Here is a 12,076-nt window from a genome sequence, read left to right as displayed (position 1 = left end):
GTACGGTGACGGCTTCCGACCACGATGGATTCCCCCGGTGTGTGTCTGCGGTGCCCGGCCGAACCCCTCGGCCGCAGGTCTCCCACCGTACGGACGAACACACCACCCGCCGATCCGGCCGCCCACCGTCCCGAGGTAGGGCTATCCCCCGCACGCCCGCGCTCTCGCGCCCTGCGCCCCGCCCGAACGCGGATTACGGCGGGCCCGCCTCCGCCATGTACGCTGTTGCCTCATCCACGGGTGCGTAGCTCAGGGGTAGAGCGCTGCTCTTACAAAGCAGATGTCGGCGGTTCGAAACCGTCCGCGCCCACCATGGAACAGGCACGTAGCACGAGAAGGCCCAGGCCGGAGACGCTTCCGGTCCGGGCCTTCTCCTGTTTCGCGCCCCATGCCTACGTTGGCGATACGTTGCGGCTACGGTCGTGATGCGTGGCCAGGTGGCGGAACCGGGCGTTGCTGGCGAGGCTCCCTCTTTCGCCGACCTTGTCCGTCCACTTTCGGCAGGTGGCGGATACGAGAGCTTCGACGGCCTTCGGGTCTGCGTGCCGCCAGCTGGCGAATCTGTTCAGCCACGACAGCGCGGCGGCCGGAGGCTGTCCGTACTCCATGAGGCGGACGGCTGTGTATGCCGGATCCACCCAGGCCGGGCCAACGGCGGACATGGCCCAGTCGACGACATGAGCGCAACCCCTGCTGTCGATCATGATGTTGTGGGGGTTCGTGTCGGTGTGCAGGAGGTGCTCACCGGCCAGCGCGTCAGCTTCCCCCGGACTCAGGTAACCGGCCAGCCGGTTCGTAAGGGGCGGGGGCTGGATGTCGGGCGGCGCCAACTCACCCATGCGTTCAAGGGCTTCCGCCACTGCGGCGAGGTCGGCGGACCCCGGGCCGAGGTCGGCATTCCGGCCCTCTACATGCGTGAATGCCAGACAGGACCAGCCGTATGCGTGGAACGCGTGGCGGATCTCCGGCGCGATTCCCGCCACGGCCGGGCTGACGAGCCGCTCCCAGCGGAGAGCGGCGGTCCCGTCCGTGTCGCTGTCGCGGACGCCCTTGAGGAAGAGGAGCCCGTCCTGGACCGTGTTCAGTGTCAGGGCCACGGTGCAGCTCAGACCTTGTGGAACGGTCTGTGACGAGAGCACGGCCCCTGTCCGCGCCTCTACGCAGGCGCGGAAGTCCGGGGGAAGCTCGGCCCATTGCACGCGGTTGATCATGCGATCCTTTCGAATGAGGGAGGGGCGCCGGTGTCCGGCGCCCCTCCGTTTTGCCGGTCAGTTCTGCGTCGTGCCGCACTTACGGCAGCGCTGCTTGCCGCTCCACTCGGTCCAGTCGTGGTCGCATTCGCTCAGTGTGTGCCACATGGCGTGTCCCTTCACTGGTGCTCTTCGGCTGCCGCTCCGGACGGAGCGGGGGCGGTGGGGTGTGTGGGGTGTGTGGGCACGGCAGCGGAAGCAGTTCCCCAGGGTGGCTCGGCGGCCCGCGCGGCGGCGAGGCGGATGTTCACGGCGTGCACCCGCACGGGCAGGACTCGCCCCGGGACAGGGCCGCGCCCAGGCACGGCGCGGCCGGCGGGGTGGCCGCGGTGGTCGCGATGTACCCGCCGGCCTCGCGCACCCTGCGCTGGTAGTCGGCGCGGTCGCCGTGGCGGGTGAGGCGCTCCCAGTGGTGTACCAGGCAGATCTTCGTGCGGTCGCCCGGGATCTCCGCCATGAAGGTCACCAGCTCGTCGAAGCCGGGCCGCCGGTGGTCGGTGAGCGCGTCGTCGCCGAGGTCGACCCATCGGCCGGCGATCTCCCAGTGCCGGGCCGCGGCCCAGTTCTGGCAGCCGTCCAGCCTGAGATTGAGGATGGCGCGGGCGCGCAGGCCGGGGTGACGGTCGTAGAGGAAGACGAGCGGCGGCGGCTCGGCTGTGGTGTCGGACATGGTCGGCTCTATGTGACGTCGAGTCAGGTGCTCGTCACATCCTGCCGATGAGGCAAGTGCCGAAGTACCCCGGATTGGGGTACCCCAGCGAGTGCCGTCGCCTTGACTACTCCAGCCCGAACCAGCTGCTCAGTGACCGTAGTTCCTCCGTGGTCCGCCGGTACTTCATCGTCAGCAGCAGCGCGGCGTCTCGCGCCATCGGCTTGTACCGCGTGATCTGGGGCGCCGCCCGACGAGCCTTCTGGAGATGCAGCAGCGCCTGCTCGCGCCGATCCGCCTCGACATGCACCCGGGCCACGTTGATGTGGAAGGCGCTCACCCGGGTGGGCGGGACCGAGCCCGGAAGGCTGGTGGCCTCGATGACCTTGTCTGCCTCCGACACCTGCCGCAGTTCCAGCCGCGCTTGGATCTCGTGAATGGCCAAGTTGCCCGCACCGAAGACCATGCTGTGCTGGCGCCGGTCGGCACGCGCCGGCATCCGGTCGAGTACCTGCCGGGCCGCATCCATGTGGTGGGCCGTCGCGTCTGAGTCGCGGTCCCGGGACGCGAGGGTGATCTCACGCAGCCGGATCCCGCCCAGGACGGTCAGGTACTCGGATCCCTTCGATGGGGTCTCGTCCTCCAGCCGTTCGCGGGCGGCCCGGAGGACGCGCAGACCGGCGCCGTACTCGTGAGCGGACTTGAACGTCTCGGCTCGCTTGTACTCGGCCAAGGCCATGAGCAGCGGGTCGCCGGAGAGCTGCGCCGACCACCTGAGCCGGTCCTCGACTTGGCCTCTCAGGTCGGGGTATCCCAGGCGGTAGGTGAAGGTGTGCGCCATGTCGTAGGCCAGGGAGAGCAGCCGCGCCGCCCGCCGCTTGTCGGCTCCCGAGCGCAGGTGGACGGATGCCGTCAGCTCTTCGATCAGCGCGGGGAGTACTTCTCCGAGCCGGGTCAGGCGTCCGTGTACGCGGTGGTCCATGGCGGTCTGCACGTCCGCGCGCAGCTCCGCCAGCGGGCGGGGTGCCTCGAACCAGTCTCCGGGCAGGTCCCAGTGACGCAGCGCCGCCCGCACGTCCGTGATGGGTGCGTGGATCCGGTCATCCTGGGGGTGGAGCCGATACGGCTGGCCCGTGAGGTCTTCGACTGTGACGTGGAGGGCTCGTGCGGCTCCGGCCAGGAAGCTCGGGGTGGGGGGGCGTTCGCCGCGTTCGACTTTCCGGATGATGCCGAGGGAGAGATGCGCGTGCTCGGCGAGCTGGCGCTGCGTGTAACCGGCCAGTTTCCGGCGAGAGGCTACTCGCGCGCCGATGTGAATGTCAGTGAGGTCGGGCATACTTGGCTCCGTTCTGCGGTGACACTCAGAACGGTACGCCCGGTCGGCTCCGGGCGCGGCGCCTCGGCAACCGGTCACCCGGTCCGGGGCGTTCCGCATTTCTCCGGACATGATGGAACGCCTCTGCCCTCCCGGCGGAGAGCAGAGGTGCGCATACTGGAGCCGGTTCGCCCTCGGGACGGCTGCTCGCACCGTACCCGCGCGACCGGCGCCCGGTGCCGAGAACGTCACTCGCGTCCCCGGACGGGTCAGCTCACGATCTCCAGGAGCTGGAGCAGGCCGTCGATACGCCAGTCGGCCTCGGCAGCCTCCGGGGTGTCTGCCCAGAGGTATCCCCAAGGGCCACGGCGCAGATGAGCGGTCTGGAGTCCCGCTGCCCGCGCCGGTGCGATGTCGTTCTGCGGGTGGTCGCCCACGTACAGCGTCTCGTGCGACAGCGCGTCGGCGGCGTCCAAGGTGCGATCGAAGAACTCGCGCGACGGCTTGGCGACGCCCCACTCCCCTGAGGTCGCGATGAGATCGGCGGGCAGATCGAGCCCGCGCAGCAGCTGCCCGGCCTTGACCGTCTGATTGCCCGCGATCACCACACGAACACCGCGCTCCTGGAGAGCAGCGAGCGCGGGCCGGACGTCCGGATACAGGTCGGCCTCGTCCAGTTGCTCGCCGCGCCCGGCGGCCTCCCGCGCCGCATACTCCACGGCGATGTCGATCCCCGGGCGGATCAGCCTCAGCGCGTCCCCGTTGTCGTGGCCCTGCGCGACGACCGCGCCGACGAGCGCCGCGACCGTATGTCGCGGCGCCCCCAGCCAGTCCGCCCAGGACGCCCAGTACCGGTCGTCCCGGACCAGCGTCTCGCCGACATCGAAGACCACCGTACGAATCATGGGCGGAAGCCTAGGGCGGGGCAGGTGGAGAAGCGTCCCTCCGGCAGTGCGGCCCTCGCGGCCAACCACCGGGTGGAACCGTGTGATGGTGGGGTGCCCGACGGGCCACCCCGGCCGCTGCGGGCCCGCTTCCTTGGGGTTCTACCAGGGGAGCGGGCCTTCGGCGTCGAAAAAGCGGGCGCTGGGGCCGTCGGGTATGACGAGTGCCATGCGGACGGTGGACTCGGCGCCCTGTTCGGCGGTCTGGACGCAGGTAATTGGCGTTCAGGTCGGTTTTGGTGGACGGCAGGCGTACGGCGGAGTGCCCGGGGTGGCGACTCGGGTCAGGAGAGCTGGCCGTCGTAGTCGGGGAGCTTGAAGGTGCGTTCGGCGTGGCCGCCGGTCAGGTCTGTGGTGTTGTTGCCGATGTTGGCGATGATCGTGTAGCCGTTCTTCTCGATCTTCACCCGCTGGGCCGTCTTGAACTTGCTGACCTCGGTGAACAGGTCGAGGAACGAGCGGCTGTAGAGGCCGTCCACCGGATAGCCGACCTTCTTCAGGTTGTACTCGGTGATCGGCTGGATGAGGTCGGGGCGGGCCGAGACGAAGAAGATCTTGACGCCCCGGGCGTGGGCGAAGTTGGCCAGGGCGAGGGTGCGGCGGATGGCAGGGGTCGGGATGGCCGAGGAGTAGTCGGTCTCCAGTGACGTGTTGTCGATGTCCAGGACGATCGCGGGCTTCTCGCCGGCCGGTGCGGCGGCGATACGGGCGGCGACGTAGGCGTCGGCCTCGTCCAGGACGACGGCGATATCGGCCTGCCATGTGGCGTAGTCCGGTTTCGCCGCCGCCGCCGCTGCGGTGGTGGCGGCGGGGGTCGCTGTGGGCGCCGCTGCCAGGGCGGGGAGGGCGGTGCCCGCGGCCAGTGCCGCGGTGAGCGCCGCTGTTGTGGCGATGCTGCTGAGTCGGCCGAATGCCGCCATGCCGGGCTCCTTGGGTGAGGGGCGGGGGCTGAAGGGTCGACCGCATCGTGACAGTTACAGGTTACTGATGGGTAGAGTCCGGACGGACAAACATCGAACTCCCCTTCCCGGGTGAACCGTACGGCGGGGAAGGGGAGTTCGGGGTGCTCGGGTGCTCAGGTGTTCAGCCGCTTACGATCGCTCGTACGCTCTCCTGCGCCGACGCCACCAGCGCCAGCAGCGCCGTCCCGCTCCCCAGCAGCGCGCGCAGCCGCTCCAGACGGCCCAGGACGCGGTCCGGGTCCGGCGTGGTGGCGGCGAGGTCAACTTCGGCCGCCTCGGCCTCCGCCAGGGCTTCCGAAGGGGTGGCGGTCTCCGCCGCCAGCGCGCGCCTCAGCTCGGCGATGCTCTCCAGCGCGGCACGCAGCGCCTCGGGGTCCGCGGCGCCGCCGGGCAGTTGGTACGAGACCGCCCGCGCGTTGCGGCCCGCCGCCATGGAGCCGCCGCTGACCTGCGCGTTTCCACCGATCACAATGCCTTCGTTCATCTGCGGCCCGTCGTTCACGCTCATGGCGGGGTCCTCTCGCTCGTCGAAGTGTGGCTGCCTGTACGTCACTTGGCGGCGCTCGGGGCCGGGCCCGCCCCGCCGGGGCCGTTCGTCGTGGCCGTCGCGCCCGTACCGGCGGCGATGCTGCCGTTCACGGAACCGCCGTACATCATCACGCCGTTGTTCAGGATCGTCGTCCTGCGCGCGTCCAGGTCGCTGACGTCCAGACCGTGTTCCGCGAGGAAGTTCAGGACGGAGCCGAGCACCTGCAACTCGACCTGCTTGCCCGTTCTCGTCGCGTCGACGAACTGGAAGAAGTTGCGGTAGTTCGGTGACGCCGCCGCCTCGCGGAGGCTGAGATGCGCGCCGAAGTCGTACCGCTTGTCCCGTTCGATGGCCCAGCGTTCCTCCTCCTCCCAGCGCCGCAGCCGCCCGGCCGCGCCCAGCTCGGACAGCACGTTCGGTACGGAGGCGAGCAGCACCGGGCCCGCCGCCAGCACGGATTCGGCCGCGCGGCGCGCGCCCTCCTCGGCGCTCTCGGTGGCGTGGAGCGAGTCGGCCACCCGGTACTCCTCCCTGACCGGCGCCAGCACCCGGGTGTCGGACTGGAGGTAGAGCGTGCCCCCGTTGAGCGCGACCTGGACGAACACCGTCAGCACCAGATCGGTGTCCCAACTGCGGATCTGCACGCACAGGCAGTGCCGCAGCGGCCCGTCGATCAGCCCGCGCGCCGCCGTGATCCGGTGCCGCGGCAGCCGGTCGGTGGGGCGCTTCAGGCCCGGCGCCGCCCACTCGCCGCCCGGCCAGATCTCGGCAGGGGGGATCAGCGGTGTGCTGAGCAGCGCGGAGCCGTGCACGAAGACCTTCTCGCCGACCTCCAGCCCGACGATCCCGTCCGTCGAGCCCGGCGTCCGCGCGGACAGCTCCGCGAGGTCGGCGCCGAGCCGGTCCACCAGATCGGACGTGGTGAACGCCACCGGCGGCGGACGCTCGCCGGTGCCCGGCTTCCAGCCCTCCGGCACCAGCCGGTTCGCGAACGACCAGGAGCTGAAGCGCACCCCCGCTCCCACGAACGGCGTGTAGCCGCTGTAGGCGATCAGATTTGCGTCGTCGCCCGTCGTCGCGTCGCCCGTCGAGTCGTCGCCCGTCGTCGCGTTGCCCGTCGCATCGGCCTTCGCGTCGCTTGCCGCGGCCGGCGGTCCCCCCTGCGCGGGCACCTGAGGACCGGGGCGCAGCTCCTGCCGTACGACGGCCCACGCGGCCGAGCGCTGGCGCCAGGTGAAGTACCAGGGGCAGCCGATCAGCAGCGCCATCGTCATTACGTACGTCGCGAAGGCCGGCGGCGACCAGAGGAAGAGCGGGCCGAACCAGCAGGCGGCGAGCAGCACCAGGGCCTGGGTGATCAGCGGCCGGGCGATGGCGCCGATCTGGGATCCCTGCGGCTTCCTCAGATGCGCGGGGCCGGCCGACTCGCCCGCCGACTCCCCCTTCCGTACGCGGATTCTCCGCCGGGTGCCGGAGCCCAGCAGGGCGGAGATCAGGGCGTAGAGGATCGTCACCCAGGGCGCGAGGAGCAGAGAGAACACGAACGCCGCGCCCACCCACCGGTCCCGCAGCCGCAGATCGCGCAGCGCCGCCTCGGCGTGCCGGGCGACCTCGTCGAGATCGACCCCGTACGAGGGGGCGCGGGCCTTGATCCGCTCGAAACGGGTCTCGGCGACGACGGTGCGGGCGAAGTCCTCGTAGAGGCGTACGCCGGTGCACAGGTAGCGGGTGGCGGAGTTCTGCCGGTCGGCCGCCGCGCCCGGTGGCTGACGCGGCGGCTGAAGCGGTCGCTGGAGCGGTGGCTGAACGGGAGGTCTGTGTGGTTGCTGGGGTGGGTGATTCGGTTGTGACGGTACGGTCATGGTGTCCCCGTGATCTCTCTGTGGATCCTCCTCGTACTGTGACGGGACAACGACTTTTCGGACAGTCCGAAAACGACCAACAGTGGAGCGCACGGGGGCACTTGGTGGCGTGCGGGGGGCGCACTCGGCGGTGGGGTCAGTCGCGCCGCCGGACCTTCGGGGTGGCGTCGCGCGGTGTGTCGTGCGTGATGGTGAATACCGTGTGCAGCTCCCTCGTGTGGTCCACCTGCCGTACGGGACCGGTCAGCGTCACGGCGGCGGTGAGCCGTACATCCGCGCTGGAGGCCGCCAACCGCATTTCCAGCGCCCCCGGTTCGACGCGCCGGCGCCCGTCGCGTCCGGTGAACGAGGCGAGGTCGGCAGGTACGCGCACCGCGACGCGGGCCCGCTCGTCCGGCCCCAGCGGTACGCGCGCGTAGCCGATCAGCCGCTGTACCGGCTGGACGACCGACGCGACGGGATCGTGCAGATACAGCTGGACGACCTCGGTGCCGGCCCGGTCGCCCGTGTTGCGGACGGTGAAGGACAGCTCCAGCGTGCCGTCCGTACGGGCGGTCCCGGCCGCCTCCACCGTCAGCTCCGACCAGTCGAAGGAGGTGTACGACAGCCCGTGGCCGAAGGCGAAGTCGGGCGTCGGGTCGATGTTCGAGACCTCGGTGAGCCGGGCCAGCGGCGCGGCCAGATACGTGGACGGCTGGGCGCCCGTCAGCCGCGGCACACTCACCGGGAGCCGGCCCGACGGTTCGATCCGGCCGCTGAGCACCCCGGCGAGCGCCGGTGTGCCCTCCTGGCCGGGGAAGAAGGACTGCACGACGGCCGCGGCCCCGGTGGCCGCCCGGCCCAGCGCGTACGGCCGGCCGGCCAGCAGGGTGACCACCAGCGGGGTCCCGGTCTCCTGGCAGGCGTCCAGCAGCGCGTCCAGCAACTGGCGCTGCCGTCCGGGCAGTTCGAGGCTCTCGGCGTCGCAGCCCTCGCCGCTCGTACCGCGTCCGAAGAGCCCGGCGCGGTCGCCCAGGGCCGCGATGACGACATCCGCGCCGCGCGCCAGCCGTACGGCCTCGGCGATCCCGTCCGCGCCGGAGGAACCCCCCGAACCGGCGGCATCGTTGTCATCGGAGATGTCCGTGCCCAGCGCCGTGACGATCTCCGCGCCCGGGAACTCGGCCGCCAACGCCTCGCGCAGTGTGGGAAGTTCGATGCCCGCCGGGGTGTCCGGGTGCTGGGAGCCGACATGGACCGGGAACGAGTAGCAGCCGAGCACGGCCGTCGGTGACTCCGCCTGCGGGCCGATGACCGCGATCGTCACCGGGCCGCCGCCCAGCGGCAGTGTGCCGTCATTGCGGAGCAGGATCACCGACCGTTCCGCGAGCCGGCGGGAGATGTCCCGGTGTGCGGGGGAGTCCAGGGTGACACTGCCGCGCAGTGTGTCCGGATCGTCGCGATGACGGTGGGTGCCGGGGCCCCGGTCCGTGAGCGCGGTGGGGCGTGGCGTCCAGTCCGGGTCCAGCAGGCCCAGCCCCGCCTTCTGTGTCAGGACGCGGCGCAGCGCGCGGTCGACCGTCTCCTCCGGCAGCCGCCCGGCGGCGATCGCCGCCCGCAGGGGTTCGCGGAAGGTCTTGACGGTCGGCAGCTCCACATCGACCCCCGCGCCGAGCGCCATCGTGGCCGCCTCGCCCCAGTCGGCCGCCACCCCGTGCAGTGTTCTGAGGAAGCCGACGCCGAAGTAGTCGGCGACGACCGTACCCTCGAACCCCCAGGTCCCGCGCAGCAGTTCGGTCAGCAGCTCGCCGTCCGCCGCGCAGGGCACCCCGTCGATGTCGTTGTACGCGTGCATCACGGACCGTACGCCGCTCTCCCGTACCGCCATCTCGAACGGTGGCAGCACCACATCCGCCAGCTCCCGGGCGCCCATGCTCACCGGCGCGAGATTGCGCCCGGCGCGCGAGGCCGCGTATCCGGCGAAGTGCTTGAGCGTCGCGACGATCCCGGCGGACTCCAGGCCCTGTACGTAGGCCGTGGCGACCGTCCCGACCAGGTACGGATCCTCGCCGATGGTCTCCTCGACCCGCCCCCAGCGCGCGTCGCGCACCACGTCGAGCACCGGGGCCAGCCCCTGGTGCAGCCCCACCGAGCGCATGTCGCGGCCGATCGCGCCCGCCATCTCCCGTACCAACGCGGGATCGAAGGACGCCCCCCAGGAGAGCGGGACGGGGTACGTGGTGGCGCCCCACGCGGCGAAGCCGGCGAGGCACTCGTCGTGCGCCATCGCCGGGATGCCGAAGCGGCCGGCGGCGACGATACGTTCCTGGGTGCGCATCAGGGAGAGCGCGCCCAGCGCCGGATCGACCGGGACCGTACCGAACGGCCGGGTCAACTGCCCCAGCCCGTGCGGCAGTAGCTCGTCCAGCGTCGGCGGGGTCTCCATGTCGTGCTGGTACGGGGCGACTTCGGCGCCGTCGGCGGACGCGCCGGCCCACAGGCCGTAGAGCTGGGCGAGTTTCTCGTCGAGGGTCATGGCGGCGACGAGGGCCTCGACGCGCTCGGCCCGGGCGGTGGCCCGCGCGTCGGCGCGTACGTCGGCGCGTACGTCGAGGGCGGTGCGTTCCGTACTGCCGTCGAGTGTGTCGGCGTCGAGTGCGTCGCTGTTGAGTGTGCCGCCGTTGAGTGTGTCGCTCACGTTGTGGGTCACTTTCCTCCGACGCCCATCAGCCCCTGGACCAGGGCTCTGCGGGCAAACAGATAGACGAACAGGACGGGCAGTGTGGAGAGGACCACGGCCGCCAGCAGACCGGGGATGTCCACCCCGTGCTGGGTCTGGAAGTCGTACAGACCGAGGGTGAGCACCTTCGTCTCCTCGGACTGGGTCAGCACGAGCGGGAAGAGGAAGCCGTTCCACGCCTGGAGCGCGGAGAACACCACGATGGTCGCGAGACCGCCCTTGGAGAGCGGGACGACGAGCTGGAAGAAGACCCGCCGGGTGGTCGCGCCGTCGATGGCCATGGCCTCGAACAGGTCGCTCGTGATGTCGCGCATGGTGCCGGTGAGGATGAGCACACAGACGGGCAGACAGAACGCGGCGGTGGGCAGGATGACACCGATGAGGTTGTCGTACAGCCCGGCCTTGCTGATCACGTAGAACATCGGCACGATCACCGCCTGCGCGGGGATGGCGAGCCCCAGCAGGAAGATCCGGAAGATCCGGGAGGTGGCGAGGCCCCGGTTGCGGACGATGGCGAAGGCCAGCGGCGGCACGAGCAGACACACGAGCCCGACGACGCTCGCGGTGACCACGACGGTGTTGAGGAAGTAGCGGCCGAAGCCGCTGGAGAAGTCCTGGGTGTAGTTGGAGAGGGTGAGATTGCGCGGCAGCGAGAGCGGGCCGCCGGCGGTGTAGTCGGGGCGGGACTGGAGGGTCGCGCCGATCATCACGTACAGGGGGAGCGCGACGACGCAGAGCCAGAGCAACGCCCCGAATCCGGCGGCGTAGTTGGGGCGGCCACGGGTGACGGAGCGGTTCCTGCCCTTTGAGTGGTTCGTGTGCGTGGTGTTGGTCGTCACATCCCCTCCTTCGTGCCGGCCATCCGGTCGTAGCCCGACATCCGTACGACGACCAGCGAGATCAGCGTCGCGACGACGACCAGCAGCAGCGCGATGGCCGAGCCGATGCCGAACTCGAAGCCCTTGAACGCCTTTTGGTACATGTAGAAGGCGGTGATGGTGGTGTCGGTGCCGGGGCCGCCCTGGGTCAGGATCAGCACGGTGTCGAAGGTGGTGAGCCCGCCGACCACCATGAGGATCACGGACGTGATGATGGAGTTGCGCAGCTGCGGCAAGGTGATGTGGAAGAACTGCCGTACGGTCCCGGCGCCGTCGATCGACGCCGCCTGGTAGAGGACCTCCGGGACGGCGCGGGCCGCACCCTGGTAGATCAGCGCGTGCAGCGGTGTGAACTGCCAGGCGGCGACGAGGACGAGCACGGCGATGGCGCCGTCGCGCGAGCCCAGCAGATTGCCGTCCCCGAAGAGCCAGCGCGCCTGCGCGGGCACCCCGAAGTTGGGGTCGAGCAGCGCCCGCCAGAGTACGGAGATGGCGGTGGCGGACAGCAGCAGCGGGACGAAGAAGACCGCCGAGAGCACGGCCCGGTTGCGCTGCGGCCCGGCGGCCCAGACGCCGAGCAGGATGGCCAGCGGGGTCTGGGTGACCACGCCGAGCACGGTGAGCAGCAGACTCAGCCAGAGGCTCCTGATCATCACCGGGTCGTCCAGCAGCTTGGCCCAGTTGTCCGTGCCGGCGAACTGCGGGGCGCCGAGCCCGTCCCAGGAGGCGAAGGACAGGACGGCGACGAGCACGAGCGGGACGAGGGCGAAGAGGCCGAAGAACAAGGTGGCGGGCAGGGCCCAGCCGACACCGGGCCGGGCGACGGTGCTGCTGGGGGTGGCGGGGGCGCGGGTACGGCGGCGGGCGCGGGCGGGGCGGCGCCCGGCGTCCTGGGAGGCGCGCGCGCCCGTGCTTGCCCCCGTACCCGTACCCGTACCCGTACCCATATCCAGGTCTGTGTCCGTATC

Annotated in this window: 10 protein-coding genes and 1 tRNA gene; 1 reads left to right on the top strand and 10 read right to left on the bottom strand. The window is 70.8% G+C overall.

All coding sequences use genetic code 11. From position 1 onward, the window contains the following. Window positions 1-238 precede the first annotated feature (238 nt). Window positions 239-313 (top strand) — tRNA-Val (locus DVK44_RS07850). Window positions 314-392: 79 nt separating this feature from the next. Here DVK44_RS07850 and DVK44_RS07845 read toward each other — a convergent pair. The 10 genes from DVK44_RS07845 to DVK44_RS07800 all read right to left on the bottom strand — a co-directional run bounded on the left by DVK44_RS07845 (window position 393) and on the right by DVK44_RS07800 (window position 12,055). Next, the gene (locus tag DVK44_RS07845) at window positions 393-1,097 is read right to left on the bottom strand and encodes a phosphotransferase (RefSeq protein ID WP_331461584.1); all 705 of its coding nucleotides are present in this window, start codon (window positions 1,095-1,097) and stop codon (window positions 393-395) included. A gap of 400 nt (window positions 1,098-1,497) precedes the next feature. After that, window positions 1,498-1,920: a recombinase family protein gene (locus tag DVK44_RS07840; protein ID WP_114658993.1), complete on the bottom strand. Its 423-nt coding sequence runs from the start codon at window positions 1,918-1,920 to the stop codon at window positions 1,498-1,500. A 106-nt stretch (window positions 1,921-2,026) separates the two neighbouring features. Further along, window positions 2,027-3,235 (bottom strand): helix-turn-helix domain-containing protein, encoded by a 1,209-nt coding sequence (locus tag DVK44_RS07835; protein ID WP_114658992.1) that lies wholly within the window; start codon window positions 3,233-3,235, stop codon window positions 2,027-2,029. A gap of 248 nt (window positions 3,236-3,483) precedes the next feature. Beyond that, the gene (locus tag DVK44_RS07830; RefSeq protein WP_114658991.1) at window positions 3,484-4,119 is read right to left on the bottom strand and encodes an HAD family hydrolase; all 636 of its coding nucleotides are present in this window, start codon (window positions 4,117-4,119) and stop codon (window positions 3,484-3,486) included. A 323-nt stretch (window positions 4,120-4,442) separates the two neighbouring features. After that, window positions 4,443-5,078, bottom strand: a complete 636-nt coding sequence (locus DVK44_RS07825) for an HAD family acid phosphatase (protein ID WP_114658990.1) — start codon at window positions 5,076-5,078, stop codon at window positions 4,443-4,445. Window positions 5,079-5,241: 163 nt separating this feature from the next. Then, a complete protein-coding gene (locus DVK44_RS07820) occupies window positions 5,242-5,628 on the bottom strand; it encodes a hypothetical protein (RefSeq protein ID WP_114658989.1) in 387 nt (128 codons plus the stop codon). Window positions 5,629-5,669: 41 nt separating this feature from the next. Next, window positions 5,670-7,511, bottom strand: coding sequence for a hypothetical protein (locus DVK44_RS07815; RefSeq protein WP_114658988.1), 1,842 nt, complete (start codon window positions 7,509-7,511; stop codon window positions 5,670-5,672). Window positions 7,512-7,647: 136 nt separating this feature from the next. After that, window positions 7,648-10,188, bottom strand: a complete 2,541-nt coding sequence (locus DVK44_RS07810; RefSeq protein WP_456243354.1) for a beta-xylosidase/alpha-l-arabinosidase — start codon at window positions 10,186-10,188, stop codon at window positions 7,648-7,650. 8 nt (window positions 10,189-10,196) lie between these two features. Further along, window positions 10,197-11,069, bottom strand: coding sequence for a carbohydrate ABC transporter permease (locus tag DVK44_RS07805; protein ID WP_114658987.1), 873 nt, complete (start codon window positions 11,067-11,069; stop codon window positions 10,197-10,199). Continuing rightward, window positions 11,066-12,055 (bottom strand): carbohydrate ABC transporter permease, encoded by a 990-nt coding sequence (locus tag DVK44_RS07800; RefSeq protein WP_114658986.1) that lies wholly within the window; start codon window positions 12,053-12,055, stop codon window positions 11,066-11,068. Before DVK44_RS07800 ends, DVK44_RS07805 begins: the two co-directional genes overlap by 4 nt. Between the last annotated feature and the right edge of the window lie 21 nt (window positions 12,056-12,076).

It is taken from the genome of Streptomyces paludis (assembly GCF_003344965.1).
Taxonomy (GTDB): Bacteria; Actinomycetota; Actinomycetes; order Streptomycetales; family Streptomycetaceae; genus Streptomyces; species Streptomyces paludis.
Note: the sequence above shows the minus strand (reverse complement) of the source record. Positions and strands in the feature narration are given on the sequence as shown.